Below are 21,298 nucleotides of genomic sequence, written 5' to 3' on the forward strand. Positions count from 1 at the left end.
CGCCACGTACCATGAGCGCATCCGCAAGCGGCTGGTTTGTCATCCTGCTGGCACTGATCAGTGCGAACCTGCCGTTTGTGAACCAGCGCCTGTTCGTGGTGATCCCGCTGCGGCAGGCGCGCAAGCCGCTGTGGCTGCGGCTGCTGGAACTGATCGTGTGGTTCGCGGTGGCGGGGGCCGCCGGCTTTGCGGTGGAGGCCAGCCTTGGCGGCGCTTTCCCGCAGGGCTGGCAGTTCTACGCCATCACCGCCTGCATGATGCTGGTGTTTGCCTTTCCTGGCTTCACCTGGCAATACCTCGTCAAACACCGCACGGCCTGAAGCCGGTCTTGTCGGCGCCGGGCCCTGCCTGATCCGGAGCGTCCATGACCGACAAGATCCACCGCGGCACCCTCTCTCCCGCAGAACTGTCCGAAAACGACGACGCACTGAAGGAAGTCTGCGTCGCCTCGGCCACGGTCCACCGCGGCAAGTTCCTCACCCTCAAGCAAGACATCGTCAGGCTGCCGGACGGCAAGCAGACCGGGCGCGAGTACGTGGTCCATCCGGGCGCGGTGATGATGATCCCGCTGTTTGACGACGGCACCGTGCTGATGGAGCGCCAGTTCCGCTATCCGATCGGCGAAGTGATGCTGGAATTCCCCGCCGGCAAGCTCGATCCCGAGGAGGGCGCGCAGCGCTGCGGCGAACGCGAACTGCTGGAGGAAACCGGCTACCGCGCGGCGCGCTGGGACTACCTGACGCGCATTCACCCGGTCATCTCCTATTCCACCGAGTTCATCGACGTCTTCCTTGCGCGCGACCTGACGCATGGCGAGGCGCAGCTCGACGACGGTGAATTCCTGGAGACCTTCATCACGCCGGTGGGGCAGGTGATCGACTGGGTCCGCAGCGGCCGCATCACCGACGTGAAGACCATCATCGGCGCCTTCTGGCTGGAGAAAGTGATCTCGGGTGCCTGGCAACCGGGCGAACAGCCGCTGCCGCGTTAAACGGCATCAGGCCATATAGTGAGTGGTGAGCCGCATGGATTCTGCGCCATGCGGCTGTTCCGAACGGTCGTTCTAAAAAATTTAGCACGACCGTTCACAAAAATTCGATTCGCGGATAATATAGCTTTTGACGGGCTGGAAAGATCATGAAGGTGCTCGACCTGCGCTGCGCGCGTGACCATCGTTTCGAGGGCTGGTTTGCCTCGGAGGAAGATGCGCAGTCGCAAATCTCGCGTGACCTCGTCCAATGCCCGGTCTGTGGCGACCACGCCGTTTCGCGGCTGCCGAGCGCGCCGCGCCTGAACCTGTCGGGTGCGACCGCGCGTGAAGGCAGCGCCAGGCCGGCGCAGCCGGCTGCCGCACCGGTGACACTGCAAACGCTCTACATGAAGGCAGTGAAGCAGGTGCTGGCACAGACCGAGGATGTTGGCGACCGCTTTGCCGAAGAGGCAAGGCGCATGCACTATGACGAGGCGCCCGAGCGCGGCATTCGCGGCTCGGCCTCGGCGGAAGAGGTGCAGGCGCTGGCCGATGAGGGCATCGAGACTTTCCCGCTCGTGGTGCCGGATGCGCTGAAGCAGACGGCTCACTGAATTGCGTCTTGTGCCCGTTGCTGTCGGTGCATGACGCGCAGGCAGAACAAACCGCCGGCGGCCCACGCCATGCCGGCACCACTGGAGACGGGCATGGATCTCAACTACTCGGCGTCCGACAACGCCTTCCGCGAGGAAGTGCGTAGCTGGCTCGAAGCCAACTTGCCGTCGGACATCCGCGGCAAGATTCTCAACCACCGCCGTCCGAACCGCGACGACCTGGTGCGCTGGCACAAGACCCTGGCCGGCAAGGGCTGGTCGGCACCGCACTGGCCGGTCCAGTACGGCGGCACCGGCTGGAACGCCACCCAGCGCCATATCTGGGACGAAGAGAATGCCCGCGTCGGCGCGCCCGGCGTGCTGCCGTTCGGCGTGGCGATGGTCGCGCCCGTGATCATGAAGTACGGCAACGAGCAGCAGAAGTCGTACTACCTGCCGCGCATCCTGGACTGCACCGACTGGTGGTGCCAGGGCTATTCGGAGCCGGGCTCGGGTTCGGACCTGGCCTCGCTGAAGACCCGCGCCGAGCTGACTTCGGACGGCAAGCACTACATCGTCAACGGCCAGAAGACCTGGACCACGCTCGGCCAGCACGCCGACATGATCTTCTGCCTGGTGCGCACCGATCCCGAAGCCAAGAAGCAGGAGGGCATCTCGTTCCTGCTGATCGACATGAAGACGCCCGGTATCACCGTGCGCCCGATCATCATGCTCGACGAAGAGCATGAAGTGAACGAAGTCTTCTTCGACAACGTCAAGGTGCCGGTCGAGAACCGCGTCGGCGACGAGAACAAGGGCTGGACCTACGCCAAGTACCTGCTCGGCCACGAGCGCACCGGCATTGCCCGCGTGGGCAATTCCAAGCGCGAGCTGGGCTTCCTCAAGCGCGTGGCGCGCCAGCAGCAGAAGAACGGCAAGCCGCTGCTGGAAGATCCGGTGTTCGGCGCCAAGGTGGCCGCGCTGGAGATCGAACTGATGGCGCTGGAGATCACCGTGCTGCGCGTGGTGTCGAGCGAAGCCGCCGGCAAGGGCCCCGGCCCGGAAGCGTCGATGCTCAAGATCAAGGGCACCGAGATCCAGCAGCTGCTGACCGAGCTGATGGTGGAAGCTGTCGGCCCGTACGCCCAGCCGTTCGATACCGCCTACCTGGAGTGCGAGACCGAGCACGCCGTAACCGGCTACGACGACGCCGCGCCGCTGGCCGCGTACTACTTCAACTATCGCAAGACCTCCATCTACGGCGGGTCCAACGAAATTCAGAAGAACATCATCAGCCAGATGATTCTGGGGCTGTGAGGAGACACGCAACATGAACTTCAATCTCAGCGACGAACAGAAGCAGCTGGCCGACGCCGTCCGCCGTTTCATCGACAAGGACTACGGTTTCGAGTCCCGCAAGCAGAACTACGAAAGCGCAGCCGGCTATGGCGACGCCGCCTGGGGCTCGCTGGCCGAGCTCGGCCTGACCGCGCTGCCGGTGCCGGAAGCGCAGGGCGGTTTCGCGGGCAAGGCCCTGGACATGATGGTGGTGCAGCAGGAACTGGGCCGCGGCCTGATCGTGGAGCCGTACCTGGCGACCGTGGCCGGCGCCTACGCACTTGGCCTGGCCGGTGGCCAGGACGCGCTGCTGGAACAGGTTGCCGGCGGCGAGCTGAAGCTGGCCGTGGCCTTCAACGAGCCGCAGGCGCGCTATGAACTGAACAACGTGCGCGTCACCGCCCGCGACGGCAAGCTCAACGGCCGCAAGGTCGTGGTGGTGCATGGCGGCCAGGCCGACAAGCTGATCGTGTCGGCCCGCAGCAGCGGTGCCGAGGCCGGCCAGGACGGCATCTCGCTGTTCCTGGTGGATGCGAAAGGTGCCGGCGTCAGCATCAAGGACTACCGCACCATCGACAACCTGCGCGCGGCCGACATCACCTTCCAGGACGCGCCGGCGCAACTGCTGGGCGAAGCCGGCAAGGCCTTCCCGCTGATCGAGCAGGTGGCCGACTATGCCGCCGTGCTGCTGTGCGCCGAGGCCGTGGGCGTGATGGATACGCTCAATGCCGCCACGCTGGAATACGCCAAGACGCGCCAGCAGTTCGGCGTGCCGATCGCGCGCTTCCAGGCGCTGCAGCACCGCATGGTGGAGATGTTCATCCACGCCGAGCAGTCGCGTTCGATCACGCTGCTGGCCGCGGCCCGCTTCGAGGAAGTGACGCCGGAAGAGCGCCGCCGCTATGTCTCCGCCGCCAAGGCGCGCGTGGGGCAGGCAGCGCGCACGGTGGGCCAGGAGGCGGTGCAGATCCACGGCGGCATGGGCGTGACCAATGAACTGCCGGCCGCGCACATGTTCAAGCGGCTGACGCTGATCAACACCACCTTCGGCGACGTCGATCACCACCTGGGCAGGTTTGCCGCCCAGCCGGGGTTCCAGGAAGCTGTCTGATCCGGCTGGTCCAGTCAAAACCGCGCTGTAGTCCAGGCGCGGTTTTTTTCTTTGGGGACCGTTAGGGGCGGGTTCGGCAAATACGGACGCCGGCCTCCGGCAGCCATGCGATGATCTCGCCAATCACTACAGAGAGACAACCGATGCTGTATTTCGAGGACTTTGAAGTCGGCAGCAGCCGTGAACTCGGTTCCTACCTCGTCACCGAGGAAGAGATCCTGGCCTTCGCGCGCCAGTACGATCCGCAGCCGTTCCATATCGACAAGGAGGCCGCCGCCAAGAGTATTTATGGCGGCCTGATCTCCAGCGGCTGGATGACGTGCTCGATCATGATGCGGCTGCTGGTGCTGAGCAGCACCGGCAAGTCGGCCAGCATGGGCTCGCCCGGCGTGGACGAGATCCGCTGGCTCAAGCCGGTCCATGCCGGCGACACGCTCACTGCCGTGCTGAAGGTGCTGGACGCCCGCCCGTCGCAGTCCAAGCCGGACCGCGGCGTGGTGCATACCCAGTGGGAAGCCACCAACCAGCGCGGCGAACTGGTCTGCACCGTCAAGGGCATGGGCATGTACGGCCGCCGGCCTGCGTAAGAACACTTAACCGTCACGAGGAGACTATCGACATGCGCACCATCGCAACGCTGGAAGAACTGGAAGGCCTGCAGGGCCAGGAAGTCGCGGTCAGCGACTGGATCGAAGTGACCCAGCAGCAGGTCAACCAGTTTGCCGACGCCACCGGTGATCACCAGTGGATCCACATCGACGTGGAGCGCGCGAAGAAGGAGTCGCCCTATGGCGGCCCCATCGCCCACGGCTTCCTGACGTTGTCGCTGCTGCCCAAGTTCATGCACAACGCGCTGAGCATGCCGTCCAGGATCGGCGTCAACTACGGGCTGAACCGTGTGCGCTTTACGGCGCCCGTGCCGGTGGGCAGCAAGCTGCGCGCGCGCATCAAATTGCTGAAGGTCGAGCGCCTTGATCCGCTGCCGAACTCGCCTGAGCTGGTGGGCGCGCAATCCACCTGGGAAGTGACGGTGGAGCGGGAGGGCGGCGAGCGTCCGGTGTGCATCGCGGAGTCGATTACCCGCCGCTACGGGTGACCTGCGGCGCAGTTTGACGCGGTGCGACAATATGCCACACAGCTATGTCGCACCTTGGAGGGCCGCGTAAAGCGCGGCTTTCTGCATATTGATAACCGATTTTGTGACGTTGACTTGGATCAAGGCCAATTTGATGCGCAGCTGCATCGATTGTCCGTTTAACTGAACAGTGTGTTCTGTGGCGTTGGGTTTACCCCTAATGTTGCGTTGCGGTACAGTCGCGCCCACGATGTTTTACGTGTTGCGCTCCCCGGCCGAAAACCGCGCCTGCCATGAAGGCAGGTCCGTCGGGAAGTGCAAAAACCTCGTATTCCAACGCTGCCCGGCCGCTGTACTGAGCCGGGACCGTTCGCGGTTTCGGCCACCAGGTGCCGCAGCGCCGGCAAGGTCCTACAGGGCCTGCAGCGCGCGCAGTCAGTTGTCCTTCCGTGTTCATGGCGTTGCAAGGCCGCATGGTCCCCCGGCGCTCGATTCGCCGCCAGACCGCAACGCCAGCTAAGGACACGTCCTTCCGGTTTTCCCTCAGCCCCACGCCTCTTGCGCGAGCATCAGGCGGTTTAGCCACGCTTTTGCCCGAAGCGCGGTGTAACCAAACCAGTCGTGACATGAAGAAACCCATACTGCCGCGGTGGACGCGGTTCCTGCCTTGCCTTGGCCTGCTCCTGCTTGCCGGCTGCAACCTGACGCTGCTCGACCCGAAAGGGCAGGTCGGCGTCGACATCAAAGGCATCATCCTGATTGCCACCTGGCTGATGCTGCTGGTGGTGGTGCCGGTGATCGTCCTGACGCTGGTGTTTGCCTGGAAGTACCGCGCTAGCAATACCTCGGCACGCTATGAGCCCGACTGGTCGCACTCCACCGCGATCGAAGTGGTGGTGTGGCTGATCCCCTGCCTGATCATCGTCGCGCTGGGCATCATCACCTGGAAGTCCTCGCACGACCTGGACCCGTACAAGCCGCTCGAATCCAGCAAGAAGCCGGTCACCGTCGAGGTGGTGGCGCTGAACTGGAAGTGGCTGTTCATCTATCCGGAACTGAAGATCGCCACGGTCAACCAGATCGCTTTCCCGGTCGACACCCCGGTGAACTTCAAGATCACCTCGGACGCGATCATGAATTCGTTCTTCATCCCGCAACTGGGCAGCCAGGTGTACGCCATGGCAGGGATGGAAACCAAGCTGCACCTGATCGCCAACCATGCCGGCACCTATGACGGCGTGTCCGCCAACTACAGCGGCGGCGGCTTCTCGGGCATGAAGTTCAAGGCGATGGCCATGTCGAACTACGAGTTCGACCAGTGGGTAGCCAAGGTTCGCGCCTCGTCCACCGAACTTGGCGTTGACGGCTACAAGACGCTGGCACAACCCAGCGAGCAGGAGCCGGTCACGTACTACGGCAAGGTGGAAGACCAGCTGTTCCACAACGTCCTGCACAAGTACATGGGCCACAGCGGCGCCGCACTGGCCGCCGACGGGTTCAAGGGCGGCCCGATCTGCACGTCGCGCAACACCGTCGGTGAAGAGCAGCTGTCGATGACCACGCCGGCCAAGCCGGCGGGCGCGTAATCCTGGGAGCAATGATGTTTGGCAAGTTGAGTTTGTCGGCGATTCCGTTTCATGAGCCGATCATCATGGTCGTTCTGGCCGGCGTCGCCCTGGGCGGTGCCGCGCTGCTGGGCGCGATCACCTATTTCAAGAAGTGGGGCTACCTCTGGAGCGAGTGGATCACCTCGGTCGATCACAAGAAGATCGGCGTGATGTACTGCCTGGTCGCCCTGGTCATGCTGCTGCGCGGCTTTTCCGATGCGGTCATGATGCGCGCCCAGCTGGCGCTCGCCACCAATGGCGCGACCGGCGTGCTGCCGCCTGAGCACTACGACCAGATCTTCACCGCCCACGGCGTGATCATGATCTTCTTCGTGGCCATGCCGCTGATGACCGGCCTGATGAACCTGGTCGTGCCGCTGCAGATCGGCGCGCGCGACGTGGCCTTCCCGTTCCTCAACACGCTGTCGTTCTGGCTGTTCGTGTCGGGCGCCATGCTGGTCAACGTCTCGCTGGGCGTCGGCGAGTTCGCCAGGACCGGCTGGCTGGCCTACCCGCCGCTGTCGGGGCTGGACTACAGCCCGGGGGTAGGGGTGGACTACTACCTCTGGAGCTTGCAGATCTCAGGCCTGGGCACCTTGCTGACCGGCGTGAACTTCCTGGTGACGATCCTGCGCATGCGCGCGCCTGGCATGACGCTGATGCGCATGCCGGTGTTCACCTGGACCGCCCTGTGCACCAACGTGCTGATCGTGGCTGCCTTCCCGGTGCTGACCGTGACCCTGGCGCTGCTGGGCCTGGACCGCTACCTCGGCATGCACTTCTTCACGAACGACGGTGGCGGCAACGCCATGATGTACGTGAACCTGATCTGGATCTGGGGCCACCCTGAGGTGTACATCCTGATCCTGCCGGCATTCGGCATCTTCTCGGAAATCATCTCGACCTTCTCGGGCAAGAAGCTGTTCGGCTACAAGGGCATGGTGTACGCGACCGCGGCCATCATGGTGCTGTCGTTCGTCGTGTGGCTGCACCACTTCTTCACGATGGGTTCGGGCGCCAACGTCAACGCGTTCTTCGGCATCACCACCATGATCATCTCCATCCCGACCGGGGTGAAGATCTTCAACTGGCTGTTCACCATGTATCGCGGCCGCGTGCAGCTGACCTCGCCGGTGCTGTGGACCCTGGGCTTCATGGTCACCTTCGTGATCGGCGGCATGACCGGCGTGCTGATGGCCGTGCCGGCGGCTGACTTCGTGCTGCACAACAGCCTGTTCCTGATCGCCCACTTCCACAACGTGATCATCGGCGGCGTGCTGTTCGGCTACCTGGCCGGCATCACCTACTGGTGGCCGAAGGCGTTCGGCTTCACGCTGAACGAGCGCCTGGGCAAGTGCGCCTTCTGGTGCTGGCTGATCGGCTTCTACTTCGCCTTCATGCCGCTGTACGTGCTGGGCCTGATGGGCATGACCCGCCGCCTGAACCACACCGACAACCCGGCCTGGACGCCGTGGCTGTACCTGGCCGTGGTCGGCGTGGTGTTCGTGGCGCTGGGCATCTTCTTCCAGGTGCTGCAGATCGTCGTGTCGATCCGCGACCGCAAGAAGCTGGCCGACGTGACCGGCGACCCGTGGGGCGGCCGTACCCTGGAGTGGGCCACTTCGTCGCCGCCGCCGTTCTACAACTTCGCACACACCCCGGTGGTGCGTGACCTGGACGCGTTCGCCGACATGAAGGCCCGTGGCGAGACCGTGCCGACCGAAGGCTACGAGAAGATCCACATGCCCAGGAACACGGGCGCGGGCTTCATCATCGGCGCGTTCAGCCTGGTGTTCGGCTTTGCCCTGACCTGGCATATCTGGTGGCTGGTCGTGGTTGGCCTGGTGGGCATGATCTGGGCGTTCATCCACCGCAGCAACGACGACCATATCGACTATTACGTGCCGGCCACCGAGGTCGAGCAGATCGAAACGCGCCATCTGCAGCGCATTGCTTCGCAAGCCTGAGAACCATGTCGACTCAAGTCCTAGACCGCATCCCCGCGCAGGCCGGCGCGCCGGCCCACGCCGACGCCCATGGCCATGACCATGCGCACCACGATACCAGTGCCAATACGGTGTATGGCTTCTGGATCTACCTGATGAGCGACTGCATCATCTTCGCCGGACTGTTCGCGGCCTTCGCCGTGCTGCGCGGCGAACTGGCAGGCGGCCCCTCGGCGAAGGAGCTGTTCGAGCTCAACTACGTGCTGGTGGAGACCTTCATCCTGCTGTTCTCCTCGATCACGTACGGCATGGCGATGATCTCGCTGCAGAACCGCAGCCTGAGCCGCGTGATGGTGTGGCTTGGCATCACGTTCCTGCTGGGCGCGGGTTTCATGGCGATGGAAATCAACGAGTTCCATCACCTGATCGCCGAAGGCGCCGGCCCGGGCCGCAGCGCGTTCCTGTCGTCGTTCTTCACCCTGGTCGGCACCCACGGCCTGCACGTTGCCAGCGGCATGCTGTGGATGATCGTGCTGATGTGGCAACTGTCGAAGAAGGGCATCACCCCGACCCTGACCAAGCGCCTGACCTGCCTGTCGCTGTTCTGGCACTTCCTGGACGTGGTCTGGATCGGCGTGTTTACCGTGGTCTACCTGATGGGACATCTGTGATGGCACAACACAACGCTCCGGCGGCGCACGGCGCCCACGACTCGCACGCGCACGACAGCCACGCCGGCGGCCACGCCAGCTTCAAGTCGTACGCGATCGGCTTCATCCTGGCCGTGATCCTGACGGTGATCCCGTTCAAGATCGTGATGGACGGCACCATGGACAAGGGCACCATGCTCTGGATCATCCTCGGCATGGCCGTGGCCCAGATGCTGGTCCACCTGAAGTACTTCCTGCACCTGGACTCGTCGTCCGGGCAGCGCAGCAACGTGATCGCGCTGCTGTTCACGGCGCTGATCCTGGTGATCGTGGTGGCGGGTTCGCTGTGGATCATGCACAACCTGAACGCCAATATGATGGTGATGTAAGGACTGGCGTCCTGGCATCGCAAGCGGGGCCCCGGAAGGGGCCCCGTTTTTTTGTGCCCGGCGCCGGCGATGGGCATGGTGCGCGCCATTGGTGCGCCCGCCGCGCATGCGCTGGCATTTGCCGATCCCGACCTTGCCCGGATTTGTGCCCATGCACAGTAGCGGTGCGCGTCATGACTGCACTGTCATGGTGCGGCGGCGGATGCCTGCTCCGCATTTGCCCCCGCTTGCCTTGCCGGCAAGCCGCCTGGCGCCCGGCGGGCTCGCGCGCACCGCCTTGCCGCCATGGCACGCTAGTTGCAGAAGCATCCCCCGGGGAGCGTAGTCCCTGACCAACACGACAAACGGGAGCTGCAAAATGCAACGACGTGACATGCTGAAGCTGTCGGCGATAGCCGCCGCGGCGATGATCGGTACCAGCCCGCTGGCGCTGGCGCAGTCCAAGGAGCCGATCAAGGTCGGCATCCTGCATTCGCTGTCGGGCACCATGGCCATTTCGGAGACGTCGCTGAAGGACGTGGCCCTGATGACCATCGACGAGATCAACAAGAGCGGCGGCGTGCTGGGGCGCAAGCTGGAGCCGGTGGTGGTGGACCCGGCGTCGAACTGGCCGCTGTTTGCCGAGAAGGCGCGCCAGCTGGTCAGCAAGGACAAGGTCGCGGTGACCTTCGGCTGCTGGACTTCGGTGTCGCGCAAGTCGGTGCTGCCGGTCTATGAGGAACTGAACTCGCTGCTGTTCTATCCGGTGCAGTACGAAGGCGAGGAGATGTCGAAGAACGTCTTCTACACCGGTGCGGCACCCAACCAGCAGGCGATCCCGGCGGTGGAATACCTGATGAGCAAGGAAGGCGGCGGCGCCAAGCGCTTCTTCCTGCTGGGCACGGACTATGTCTACCCGCGCACCACCAACAAGATCCTGCGCGCCTTCCTGAAGAGCAAGGGCGTCGCCGACAAGGACATCGAAGAGGTCTACACCCCGTTTGGCCACAGCGACTACCAGACCATCGTCGCCAATATCAAGAAGTTCTCGCAGGGCGGCAAGACCGCGGTGATCTCCACCATCAACGGCGACTCCAACGTGCCGTTCTACAAAGAGCTGGGCAATGCCGGGCTGAAGGCCAAGGATGTGCCGGTGGTGGCGTTCTCGGTGGGTGAGGAGGAACTGCGCGGCATCGACACCAAGCCGCTGGTAGGGCACCTGGCTGCCTGGAACTACTTCATGTCGGTCAAGAACCCAGAGAACGAAGCCTTCAAGAAGCAGTGGGCGGCATGGGTCAAGGCCAACAACCTGCCCGGCGGCGACAAGCGCGTGACCAATGACCCGATGGAAGCCACCTACGTTGGCATCCATATGTGGGCGCAGGCAGTGAAGAAGGCCGGCACGACGGACACCGACAAGGTGCGCGCCGCCATGTACGGCCAGACCTTCAAGGCACCGGACGGGTTCACGCTGACCATGGGCGAGAACCACCACCTGTACAAGCCGGTGATGATCGGGGAAGTGAAGGGCGACGGCCAGTTCACGGTGGTGTGGAAGACACCGAAGGCCGTGCGCGCGCAACCGTGGAGCCCGTACATCGCGGGTAACGAGGGCAAGCCGGACAAGGTGATGTAAGCCCGGCCGGTTTGGCGCCCCTCTCCCGCTTGCGGGAGAGGGGCGCAAACAGTCAGTCCCCCATGTTCCACCACTCGCCCAGCCCTATGCGCTACCCCTTATTCCCGCCCGCCATGCCCTGGCTGCGCGCCCTTCTGGCAGCGCTGCTGCTGGCCGCGGCGCCGTGGGCCACGGCGCTGACGCAGGCCGAACTGAAGCCGCTGGCCGAAGACGACTTCGATGCCAAGACCGCGGCCCTGAGCGCGCTGGCCAAGGCCCCGCCCGAGCAGGCCGGCCCGATCCTGAAGGCCCTGCAGGACGATGCGCTGCAATACGCGCCGTCGGTCGGCATGGTGCGCCAGGCGGGCGACAAGACGGTCGATGCCATCACCGGCAAGCCCGTTGCGGTGAAGGCCGACGAGGTCGCATCCCTGACCCTGAACAACAGCCTGCGCGCGCTGGTCGACAGCGCCGCCAGCAGCCTGCTGCTGCAGTCGCCCGATATCGCGGTGCGCGCGCAGGCCATCGCCACGCTGCGCGACCAGCCCGAGAGCGCCTCGCGCGCGGCGGTCGAAGCCGCCCGCAAGAACGAGGCCGATGCCGGCCTGCGCACCAGCCTGAACGTGATCTGGGCCAACCTGGTGCTGGCCGAGCCGGCCGCCGCCGGCGACCGTGCCGCGCACGATGCCCGTCTTGAAGCGATCCGCATCCTCGGCAGCGACAGCAACCCGCAGAGCCGCCAGAAACTGGCGCCGCTGATGGAGCGCGACAGCGCCGGCAACTACCGCGAGCCCGACGCCGACGTGCGCCTGGCCGCGCAGCAGGCGCTGGATACGCTGCGCGGCGACCAGCGCCGCGCCGAGCTGGTCGGCAACCTGTTCGCCGGCCTGAGCCTGGGCAGCGTGCTGCTGCTGGCCGCGCTCGGGCTGGCCATCACCTATGGGCTGATCGGCGTCATCAACATGGCGCACGGTGAATTCCTGATGATCGGCGCCTATGCCACCTACGTGGTGCAGTCGCTGTTCCGCGCCTATGCGCCGGGTGCGTTCGACTGGTACCTGCCGGCGGCGCTGCCGGCGTCGTTCCTGGCCGCCGCGGTGGTCGGCTTCGTGCTGGAGCGGCTGGTGCTGCGCCACCTGTATGGCCGTCCGCTGGAAACGCTGCTGGCGACCTTCGGCGTGAGCCTGTTGCTGATGCAGGCAGTGCGCACGCTGTTCGGCGCGCAGAACGTCGAAGTGGCCAACCCGGCGTGGATGAGCGGCGGCATCGAATGGATGCCGGGCCTGGTGATCCCGTACAACCGCATCGTCATCATCCTGTTCGCGCTGGCGGTGGTGGCGGTGGCGTGGGCGGTGCTGAACCGCACCCGGCTGGGGTTGTTCGTGCGTGCCACCACGCAGAACCGCACCATGGCGGCCTGCGTCGGCGTGCGCACCTGGAAGGTCGACAGCTACGCCTTTGCCTTTGGCGCCGGCATTGCCGGGCTGGGCGGCTGCGCGCTGTCGCAGATCGGCAATGTCGGCCCGGACCTGGGCCAGGCCTACATCATCGATTCCTTCATGGTGGTGGTGCTGGGCGGTGTCGGCCAGCTGGCAGGCACCATCGTCGGCGCCTTCGGGCTGGGCATCATCAATAAGTTCATCGAGCCGTTCTATGGCGCGGTGCTGGCCAAGATCTTCGTCCTGGTGCTGATCGTGCTGTTTATCCAGAAGCGGCCGCAGGGACTGTTCGCGCTCAAGGGGCGCAGCGCGGAGGCATGATGCAGCAATTTCAATCGAATTCTCCGGGCACGCCGTTCCGGCTTGCGGTGCCCGAGCGCCAGGCGCTGTTTTCGCGGCGCGGCTGGCTGGCGCTGGTGGCTCTGGCGGTGATCGTCGCCATCGGCGTGCCGGTGTGCGCGCTGGTGCTGCCCGAGGGCCATCCACTGCACCTGTCGGCCTATGCGCTGACGCTGGTCGGCAAGATCATGTGCTTTGCGCTGGCGGCGATCGCGCTGGACCTGGTGTGGGGCTACTGTGGCATCCTGAGCCTGGGCCACGGGCTGTTCTTCGCGCTGGGCGGCTATGCCATGGGCATGTACCTGATGCGTGCAATCGGGCGCGAAGGCGTCTACAAGAGCGACCTGCCGGACTTCATGGTGTTCCTGGACTGGAAGGAGCTGCCGTGGTTCTGGCATGGCACCGAGCATCTTGGCTATGCGCTGCTGCTGGTGGTGCTGGTGCCGGGCGTGCTGGCGTGGCTGTTCGGCTTCTTTGCCTTCCGCTCGCGCATCAAGGGCGTGTACCTGTCGATCATCACGCAGGCGATGACGTATGCGGCAATGCTGCTGTTTTTCCGCAACGAGACCGGCTTCGGCGGCAACAACGGCTTTACCGACTTCAAGCGCATCGCGGGCTTTGCCATCGCCGCGCCGCAGACGCGCGCGGCGCTGTTCGTGCTGACTTTCCTGGCGCTGCTGGCGGGCTTTATCGCCTGCCGCTACATCGTGACCTCCAAGCTGGGCCGGGTCGTTACCGCGGTGCGCGATGCCGAGATGCGCGTGATGTTCTCCGGCTACAACCCGCTGGGCTACAAGCTGTTCGTGTGGACCTTCTCGGCGGTGCTGTGCGGCATCGCGGGGGCGCTGTACGTGCCGCAGGTGGGCATCATCAACCCCGGCGAGATGTCGCCCGGCAACTCGATCGAGATGGCGGTGTGGGTTGCGGTAGGCGGGCGCGGCACGCTGATCGGGCCGGTCATTGGCGCGTTCCTGGTCAATGGCGCCAAGACCCTGTTCACGGCGCATTTCGCCGAGTACTGGCTGTTCCTGCTTGGCGCAATGTTCGTGCTGGTGACGCTCTACCTGCCCGATGGCGTCACCGGCCTCTGGCAGCGCCTGTGCGAACGGCGCGCACCCGCCGCACCGCAATCCGCAGAGCCCGCTTCCGCGCCTGCCGTGGCGGGCCGCAACGGAGGCAAAGCATGAACGCCGCACTCCAGCACGGCCAGGCGGCCGAAAGCGGTGACGCCACCGGCCTGGGCCGCATTGTCGAGCCCGGCACCATCGATGTCTCGCACGGGCCGATCCTGTACCTGGAAGACCTGACCGTGCAGTTCGACGGCTTCCGCGCGCTCAACCAGCTGACTTTGTCGATCGACCATGGCGAGCTGCGCTGCGTGATCGGCCCCAACGGCGCGGGCAAGACCACCATGATGGATGTCATCACCGGCAAGACCGGGCCGCGCAACGCCAATGTCAGCGGGCGCGTGTTCCTGGGCCAGACCATCGACCTGATGCGGATGACCGAGCCGCGCATCGCGCAGGTGGGCATCGGCCGCAAGTTCCAGAAGCCGACCGTGTTCGAGCAGCACGCGGTGTGGGAGAACCTGGAGCTGGCGATGAAGGCCGACAAGCGCTGGTGGTCGTCGCTGCGCGCGCGGCTGACCGGCGAGGGCCATCGCCGCATCGAGGAAACGCTGGCGCTGACCGGGCTGGAGGCCGAGGCCTACCGGCCCGCCGGCCTGCTGTCGCACGGGCAGAAGCAGCGGCTGGAGATCGGCATGCTGCTGATGCAGCAGCCGCAGCTGCTGTTGCTGGACGAGCCGGTCGCCGGCATGACCGACGAAGAGACCATGCAGCTGGCGGCGCTGCTCAACGGCCTGCGCGGGAGCTGCTCGATGATGGTGGTCGAGCACGACATGGAGTTCGTCGCCGCCCTAGCCGGAGACGCCGGCCAGGTCACGGTGCTGGCGGAGGGCAGCGTGCTGGCCGAAGGCACGCTCGACAGCGTCAAGCGCGACGAGCGCGTGATCGAATCCTACCTGGGAAGATAAGCATGCTGCAGGTCAATGCACTGAACCAGTTCTACGGCGGCAGCCATATCCTGCGCGATGTCAGCTTCGAGGTGCCCGCCGGCAAGCTGACCACGCTGCTGGGCCGCAACGGCGTGGGCAAGAGCACGCTGCTCAAGTGTTTGATGGGCGTGGTGCCCACGCGCAGCGGCAGCATCCAGTGGGCCGGGCAGGCGCTGGAGAAGAAGGCGCCGTATGAGCGCGTCTCCGCCGGCCTGGCCTATGTGCCGCAGGGCCGGGAGATCTTCCCGCGCCTGACGGTCGAAGAAAACCTGCTGATCGGCGCGGCCAGCCGGGCGCGGCCGTCCGGCGTGCCGGACCGGATCTACCAGCTGTTCCCGGTGCTGCGCACCATGCGCCTGCGCCGTGGCGGCGACCTGTCCGGCGGCCAGCAGCAGCAACTGGCGATCGGCCGCGCACTGATGAGCGAGCCGGGCCTGCTGATCCTGGACGAGCCCACCGAGGGCATCCAGCCTTCCATCATCCAGGACATCGGCCGGGCGCTGCGGCTGCTGGTCGACGAGTTCGGCATGACGGTGCTGCTGGTCGAGCAGTACTACGAGTTCGCGCGGCATATTGCCGACCACTACGTGGTGATGAGCCGCGGCGAAGTGGTGGCACGGGGTGCCGGCGCCAGCATGGAGCAGGACGGCGTGCGGGAGCTGATCGCCGTGTAAGGCAGGCCAGCCGCGAGGCCGGAACTTGTCGGTAACACGCCGCTTCCGCCCGGGCGGGCGGCGCGCTATGATTGCTTGCAACTCCCGCCATCGCGCGCCCCTCCGCCGGCTTTCTTGCCATGCGCCACCCCGACTTTCCTTCCGCCCTCGCGGTGCCCGCCGCATGGCAGGCCACCCTGCGGCTGCGCTTTGCGCAGCGCGGCGAACGCACCGCGCTGACCGAGCGGCGCCACCAGGGGCCGTTGCTGGTGCAGAAGCCGCTGTATCCGGAAGGCGGCATCTGCCACGCGGTGATCCTGCACCCACCGGCTGGCGTGGCGGGCGGCGACAGCCTGGACATCGACGTGACCGTGGAGGCCGGCGCGCACGCCGTGCTGGCCACGCCGGGTGCCACCAAGTGGTACAAGTCGCTCGGCCGCGAGGCCGCCCAGCACGTGCGCCTGACGGTGGGCGCGGGCGCGCGGCTGGACTGGCTGCCGCAGGAAAACATCGTCTTCGACGATGCGCGCGCCCGCATCTCGACGGTGCTCGACGTGGCGCCGGGTGGCAGCGCGATCGGCTGGGATGCCGTGGTGCTGGGGCGCCAGGCGTCCGGAGAGCAGTGGGCCAGCGGTGCGCTGTGGCTGGATACGCGCATCGGCGCCGGCGAGCGCGCGCTGTGGATCGAGCAATCGCATCTTGAGGCGACGTCGCCGCTGCGCACCGCGGTGGGTGGGCTCGATGGGCTCAACGTGCTGGGCACGCTGTGGGCAGTGGGCGAGGGCGCCACGCAGGCGCTGGCCGAATCGCTCGCCGAACGGCTGCCCTATACGTCCGAGCTGCGCGCCGGCGTGACCTGCCTGGCCGCCAACGGCCAGTCGATGCTGCTGCTGCGCGTGCTGGGCCGGCAGATGGAAGCAGTGCGCCACGTCATGGTCGACAGCTGGCAGGCGCTGCGCATGCCGGTGCACGGTGTCGCCGCGCGTCCGCTGCGCTTATGGGCTACGTAGGTTGCCAACAGTCAACGAATACAAGAACCAGGAACCGAACATGGAACTGACGCCGCGAGAGAAAGACAAGCTGCTGATCTTCACCGCCGCGCTGCTGGCCGAACGGCGCAAGGCACGCGGGCTCAAGCTCAATTACCCGGAAGCGGTGGCGCTGATCACCGCCGCCATCATGGAGGGCGCGCGCGACGGCCGCACCGTGGCCGAACTGATGCACGAAGGCACCACCGTGCTGGGCCGAGAGGACGTGATGGACGGCGTGGCCGAGATGATCCCCGAGATCCAGGTCGAGGCCACGTTCCCTGACGGTACCAAGCTGGTGACTGTCCACCATCCCATTGTCTGAACACGATCGATCCCGATCTTGCCCCGATAACAAGACCAACCCGAGAGCCGACATGAACCGTACCGCTTGCCTGCGCCTTGCCCTGGGCACTTCCCTGACCGTTGCCGCCGGCGCGGCCTTGGCCCATCCCGGCCACGATGCCGCCACCGTCAGTGCCAGCCTGTGGGCCGGCCTGGCGCACCCGTTCACCGGCGCCGACCACTTGCTGGCGATGGCGGCGGTGGGCGTGTGGAGCGCGCTGATTGCCCGCTCGGCCGCCGATACGATGCGCCTGCCGCTGGCCTTCGTGGCGCTGATGCTGGTGGGCGCGGCGCTGGGGCTGTCCGGGGTGGCGCTGCCTGCGGTCGAGCCGATGATCGCCGCTTCCTTGCTGGTGATCGGCTTGCTGCTGGCGCTGCGCGCGAAGCTGCCGGCGTGGGCCGGCACCCTGCTGGTCGGCGGCTTTGCCGTCTTCCACGGTTATGCCCACGGTGCGGAACTGCCCGCCACCGCGGGTGCGCTGCCGGCGGTGCTGGCCTATGTGGGCGGGTTTGCCGCCGCCACCATGGCGCTGCACCTGCTGGGCATCGGCGCCGGCACGCTGCTGCGCCGCCACGCCGGCTGGCTGGCACGCGTGGCGGGTGCGGGCGTGGCGCTGTATGGCGCCGGACTGCTGGTAGCCTGAGGAGGCCCGCCATGATCCCCGGTGAACTGATGCCCGCCGATGGCGAGATCGAACTGAATGCCGGCCGCGCCACGGTCAGCGTGACGGTGGCCAATACCGGCGACCGGCCGATCCAGGTCGGCTCGCACTTCCATTTCTACGAGACCAATACCGCGCTTGCCTTCGACCGCGAGGCCGCGCGCGGCTTCCGGCTCAACATTGCCGCCGGCACCGCGGTGCGCTTCGAGCCAGGCCAGACGCGCACGGTGGAACTGGTGGCGCTGGACGGCGACCGCATCGTCTACGGCTTCAACGGCAAGATCATGGGAGCGCTGTGATGGCAAAGATCTCCAGGCAGGCCTATGCCGAGATGTTCGGCCCGACCACCGGCGACCGCCTGCGGCTGGCCGATACCGGGCTCATCATCGAAGTCGAGAAGGACTTCACCATCTATGGCGAGGAAGTGAAGTTCGGCGGCGGCAAGGTGATCCGCGACGGCATGGGGCAGAGCCAGCGCATGGCCAAGGACTGCGTCGACACCGTCATCACCAATGCGCTGATCGTTGATCACTGGGGCATCGTCAAGGCCGATATCGGCCTGAAAGGCGGGCGCATTGCGGCGATCGGCAAGGCCGGCAACCCGGATATCCAGCCGGGCGTGACCATCGTGGTCGGGCCGGGCACCGAGGTGATCGCGGGCGAGGGCATGATCGTCACCGCCGGCGGCATCGACAGCCATATCCACTTTATCTGTCCGCAGCAGATCGAAGAGGCGCTGATGAGCGGCGTCACCACCATGATCGGCGGCGGCACCGGTCCGGCCACCGGCACCTTCGCCACTACCGTGACGCCGGGGCCGTGGTACATGGAGCGCATGCTGCAGGCGGCCGATGCCTACCCGATGAATATCGGCCTGCTGGGCAAGGGCAACGCCAGCCAGCCGGGGCCGATCCTCGAGCAGGTGGAGGCCGGCGCCATCGGCCTGAAGCTGCACGAGGACTGGGGCACCACGCCGGCGGCGATCGATACCTGCCTGTCGGTGGCGGACGCGACCGACACCCAGGTGGCGATCCACACCGACACGCTCAACGAGGCCGGCTTTGTCGAGGCGACCATCGCCGCCTTCAAGGGCCGCACCATCCATACCTATCACACCGAAGGCGCGGGCGGCGGCCATGCCCCTGACATCATCAAGGTGTGCGGCGAGGCCAATGTGCTGCCGTCGTCGACCAACCCGACGCGCCCGTACACGGTCAACACGCTGGACGAGCACCTCGACATGCTGATGGTGTGCCACCACCTCGACCCGTCGATCGCCGAGGACATCGCCTTCGCCGAAAGCCGCATCCGCCGCGAGACCATCGCCGCCGAGGACATCCTGCACGACCTGGGCGCGTTCTCGATGATCTCCAGCGACTCGCAGGCGATGGGGCGCGTGGGCGAGGTCATCATCCGCACCTGGCAGACCGCGCACAAGATGGCGGCGCAGCGCGGCAAGCTGCCGGGCGATCCCGACGATGCACGCGGCGGACACGACAATTTCCGCGTCAAGCGCTATGTCGCCAAGTACACCATCAACCCGGCGCTGACGCACGGCATTGCCCATGAAGTGGGCTCGGTCGAAGTGGGCAAGTGGGCCGACCTGGTGCTGTGGCGCCCGGCGTTCTTCGGCGTCAAGCCCAGCCTGATCCTGAAGGGCGGGATGATCGCCGCGGCGGCGATGGGCGACCCCAATGCGTCGATCCCGACGCCGCAGCCGGTGCACTACCGGCCGATGTTCGCGTCCGCCGGCGGCGCGCTGCACCGCTCGTCGCTGACCTTTGTGTCGCAGGCGGCGCTGGCCGCAGGCATTGGCGAGCGCTACGGGCTGGCCAAGACGCTGTCGGCGGTGCGCGGCACGCGCACGGTGAGCAAGCGCGACATGGTGCACAATGACTGGCAACCGCATGTCACGGTCGACCCGGAGACCTACCAGGTCGTTGCCGACGGCCAGTTGCTGACCTGCGAGCCCGCCACCGAGCTGCCCATGGCGCAGCGCTATTTCCTGTTCTGACTGGCCGGGGCCAGCGCCCCGGATCGCCCATGCTGAAGATCGACAAACTCCTGAGCGCCCCGCACGGCATCGCACCCGTGCTGGTGCGCCGCGCGCCCAAGCTGGTCCTGCCCTTCGCCGAGCGCAGCAAGAGCCGCCTGCGCGCGGTGCTCGACAACGGCGACGAGGCCGCGCTGTTCCTGCCGCGCGGCACCGTGCTGCGCGGCGGCGACCTGCTGGTGGCCGAAGACGGCAGCTTCGTGGAGGTCCAGGCTGCCGTTGAAGCGGTGCTGGAAGTGCGCGCGCAAGATCCGCATGCGCTGATGCGCGCGGCGTATCACCTCGGCAACCGGCATACGCCGGTGGAGATCGGGCGCGACTACCTGCGGCTGGAATACGACGCAGTGCTGGCCGACATGCTGCAACGGCTGGGCGTGCGCGCCGAGCGGGCCGAGCTGCCGTTCGAGCCGGAGGCGGGGGCCTATGGGGGCGGGCACAAGCATGGGCACGATGCGACGTTTGCGGAGGACTATGCGGCGGCGCAGGCGGTGTTTCATGAGCATCATGGGCACTCGCACTCGCACTCGCACTCGCACTCGCACTCGCACTCGCACGAACATGACGACGCACATGTGCATGACGAGCATTGCGGGCATAAGCACTGAAGACCTTTGCGCTGCAAGGGGTTGAATGCCGAACTATGCGAACCGACGACGAACTGAACTCGCCAATACTCCCCTCTCCCGCCTGCGGGAGAGGGGCAGGGGGTGAGGGCAGGCCCAGGCATGCCGCCGGGCCTGACTTTGTCGACGCACCTGGCCCTCACCCCAACCCTCTCCCGCAAGCGGGAGAGGGAGCACACACTCGGCAGGTAAAAGAGTCAACGACACCGGTGAGCGCTGCTGGTTCGCTCCCCTCTCCCGCCTGCGGGAGAGGGGCAGGGGGTGAGGGCAGGCCCAGGCATGCCGCCGGGCCGGACTTCGTCGACGCACCTGGCCCTCACCCCAACCCTCTCCCGCAAGCGGGAGAGGGAGCACACACTCGGCAGGTAAAAGAGTCAACGACACCGGTGAGCGCTGCTGGTTCGCTCCCCTCTCCCGCCTGCGGGAGAGGGGCAGGGGGTGAGGGCAGGCCCAGGCATGCCGCCGGGCCTGACTTCGTCGACGCACCTGGCCCTCACCCCAACCCTCTCCCGCAAGCGGGAGAGGGAGCACACACTCGGCAGGTAAAAGAATCAACGACACCGGTGAGCGCTGCTGGTTCGCTCCCCTCTCCCGCCTGCGGGAGAGGGGCAGGGGGTGAGGGCAGGCCCAGGCATGCCGCCGGGCCGGACTTCGTCGACGCACCTGGCCCTCACCCCAACCCTCTCCCGCAAGCGGGAGAGGGAGCACACACTCGGCAGGTAAAAGAGTCAACGACACCGGTGAGCGCTGCTGGTTCGCTCCCCTCTCCCGCCTGCGGGGGAGGGGCAGGGGGTGAGGGCAGGCCCAGGCATACCGCCGGGCCGGAC

The 21,298-nt window shown here is 66.2% G+C and carries 22 protein-coding genes; all 22 read left to right on the forward strand.

What is annotated here, in order from left to right; genetic code table 11:
- Positions 1 to 11 precede the first annotated feature (11 nt).
- The 22 genes from ACREYQ_RS04870 (at position 12) to ureE (ending at position 20,453) form a co-directional block, all read left to right on the forward strand.
- Positions 12 to 320 carry a DUF2818 family protein gene (locus ACREYQ_RS04870; RefSeq protein ID WP_078195734.1) on the forward strand — a complete coding sequence of 103 codons (309 nt, stop codon included), beginning with the start codon at positions 12 to 14 and terminating at the stop codon, positions 318 to 320.
- Positions 321 to 364: 44 nt separating this feature from the next.
- Positions 365 to 991, forward strand: coding sequence for an NUDIX domain-containing protein (locus ACREYQ_RS04875; RefSeq protein ID WP_432259647.1), 627 nt, complete (start codon positions 365 to 367; stop codon positions 989 to 991).
- 146 nt (positions 992 to 1,137) lie between these two features.
- Positions 1,138 to 1,584, forward strand: a complete 447-nt coding sequence (locus tag ACREYQ_RS04880) for a DUF1178 family protein (RefSeq protein ID WP_432259648.1) — start codon at positions 1,138 to 1,140, stop codon at positions 1,582 to 1,584.
- 93 nt (positions 1,585 to 1,677) lie between these two features.
- A complete protein-coding gene (locus ACREYQ_RS04885; RefSeq protein ID WP_432259649.1) occupies positions 1,678 to 2,880 on the forward strand; it encodes an acyl-CoA dehydrogenase family protein in 1,203 nt (400 codons plus the stop codon).
- A 13-nt stretch (positions 2,881 to 2,893) separates the two neighbouring features.
- Entirely contained in the window at positions 2,894 to 4,012 is a 1,119-nt protein-coding gene (locus ACREYQ_RS04890; RefSeq protein WP_432259650.1) for an acyl-CoA dehydrogenase family protein, read from the forward strand.
- A gap of 143 nt (positions 4,013 to 4,155) precedes the next feature.
- Complete coding sequence (locus tag ACREYQ_RS04895) at positions 4,156 to 4,599, forward strand: MaoC family dehydratase (RefSeq protein WP_432259651.1); 444 nt, start codon at positions 4,156 to 4,158, stop codon at positions 4,597 to 4,599.
- 32 nt (positions 4,600 to 4,631) lie between these two features.
- Entirely contained in the window at positions 4,632 to 5,108 is a 477-nt protein-coding gene (locus tag ACREYQ_RS04900; protein ID WP_432259652.1) for a MaoC family dehydratase, read from the forward strand.
- A 605-nt stretch (positions 5,109 to 5,713) separates the two neighbouring features.
- Positions 5,714 to 6,673, forward strand: a complete 960-nt coding sequence (cyoA, locus tag ACREYQ_RS04905) for a ubiquinol oxidase subunit II (protein ID WP_432259653.1) — start codon at positions 5,714 to 5,716, stop codon at positions 6,671 to 6,673.
- Positions 6,674 to 6,687: 14 nt separating this feature from the next.
- Positions 6,688 to 8,661, forward strand: coding sequence for a cytochrome o ubiquinol oxidase subunit I (cyoB, locus tag ACREYQ_RS04910; RefSeq protein ID WP_432260361.1), 1,974 nt, complete (start codon positions 6,688 to 6,690; stop codon positions 8,659 to 8,661).
- Between the two features lie 5 nt (positions 8,662 to 8,666).
- Positions 8,667 to 9,311: a cytochrome o ubiquinol oxidase subunit III gene (gene cyoC, locus ACREYQ_RS04915; RefSeq protein ID WP_432259654.1), complete on the forward strand. Its 645-nt coding sequence runs from the start codon at positions 8,667 to 8,669 to the stop codon at positions 9,309 to 9,311.
- On the forward strand, positions 9,311 to 9,679 hold the full coding sequence (gene cyoD, locus ACREYQ_RS04920) for a cytochrome o ubiquinol oxidase subunit IV (protein ID WP_115212267.1): 369 nt from the start codon (positions 9,311 to 9,313) through the stop codon (positions 9,677 to 9,679). Before cyoC ends, cyoD begins: the two co-directional genes overlap by 1 nt.
- A gap of 358 nt (positions 9,680 to 10,037) precedes the next feature.
- Positions 10,038 to 11,294 carry an urea ABC transporter substrate-binding protein gene (gene urtA / locus ACREYQ_RS04925; RefSeq protein ID WP_432259655.1) on the forward strand — a complete coding sequence of 419 codons (1,257 nt, stop codon included), beginning with the start codon at positions 10,038 to 10,040 and terminating at the stop codon, positions 11,292 to 11,294.
- A gap of 86 nt (positions 11,295 to 11,380) precedes the next feature.
- Positions 11,381 to 13,033, forward strand: coding sequence for an urea ABC transporter permease subunit UrtB (gene urtB / locus ACREYQ_RS04930; RefSeq protein ID WP_432259656.1), 1,653 nt, complete (start codon positions 11,381 to 11,383; stop codon positions 13,031 to 13,033).
- On the forward strand, positions 13,033 to 14,238 hold the full coding sequence (gene urtC / locus ACREYQ_RS04935) for an urea ABC transporter permease subunit UrtC (RefSeq protein WP_432260362.1): 1,206 nt from the start codon (positions 13,033 to 13,035) through the stop codon (positions 14,236 to 14,238). The genes urtB and urtC overlap by 1 nt, the downstream gene beginning before the upstream one ends.
- Positions 14,235 to 15,086 carry an urea ABC transporter ATP-binding protein UrtD gene (gene urtD / locus ACREYQ_RS04940; protein WP_432259657.1) on the forward strand — a complete coding sequence of 284 codons (852 nt, stop codon included), beginning with the start codon at positions 14,235 to 14,237 and terminating at the stop codon, positions 15,084 to 15,086. The genes urtC and urtD overlap by 4 nt, the downstream gene beginning before the upstream one ends.
- Before the next feature lie 2 nt (positions 15,087 to 15,088).
- Entirely contained in the window at positions 15,089 to 15,781 is a 693-nt protein-coding gene (gene urtE / locus ACREYQ_RS04945) for an urea ABC transporter ATP-binding subunit UrtE (RefSeq protein WP_432259658.1), read from the forward strand.
- Positions 15,782 to 15,900: 119 nt separating this feature from the next.
- On the forward strand, positions 15,901 to 16,770 hold the full coding sequence (locus tag ACREYQ_RS04950) for an urease accessory protein UreD (protein ID WP_432260363.1): 870 nt from the start codon (positions 15,901 to 15,903) through the stop codon (positions 16,768 to 16,770).
- A gap of 40 nt (positions 16,771 to 16,810) precedes the next feature.
- On the forward strand, positions 16,811 to 17,113 hold the full coding sequence (locus tag ACREYQ_RS04955; protein WP_010809101.1) for an urease subunit gamma: 303 nt from the start codon (positions 16,811 to 16,813) through the stop codon (positions 17,111 to 17,113).
- Between the two features lie 52 nt (positions 17,114 to 17,165).
- Complete coding sequence (locus ACREYQ_RS04960; RefSeq protein WP_432259659.1) at positions 17,166 to 17,777, forward strand: HupE/UreJ family protein; 612 nt, start codon at positions 17,166 to 17,168, stop codon at positions 17,775 to 17,777.
- A gap of 11 nt (positions 17,778 to 17,788) precedes the next feature.
- The gene (locus ACREYQ_RS04965) at positions 17,789 to 18,094 is read left to right on the forward strand and encodes an urease subunit beta (RefSeq protein ID WP_018313224.1); all 306 of its coding nucleotides are present in this window, start codon (positions 17,789 to 17,791) and stop codon (positions 18,092 to 18,094) included.
- The gene (gene ureC, locus ACREYQ_RS04970) at positions 18,091 to 19,809 is read left to right on the forward strand and encodes an urease subunit alpha (RefSeq protein ID WP_432259660.1); all 1,719 of its coding nucleotides are present in this window, start codon (positions 18,091 to 18,093) and stop codon (positions 19,807 to 19,809) included. Before ACREYQ_RS04965 ends, ureC begins: the two co-directional genes overlap by 4 nt.
- Before the next feature lie 29 nt (positions 19,810 to 19,838).
- Complete coding sequence (ureE, locus tag ACREYQ_RS04975) at positions 19,839 to 20,453, forward strand: urease accessory protein UreE (protein WP_432259661.1); 615 nt, start codon at positions 19,839 to 19,841, stop codon at positions 20,451 to 20,453.
- Positions 20,454 to 21,298 lie beyond the last annotated feature (845 nt).

This window comes from Cupriavidus sp. TMH.W2 (assembly GCF_050847365.1).
Classification (GTDB): domain Bacteria; phylum Pseudomonadota; class Gammaproteobacteria; order Burkholderiales; family Burkholderiaceae; genus Cupriavidus.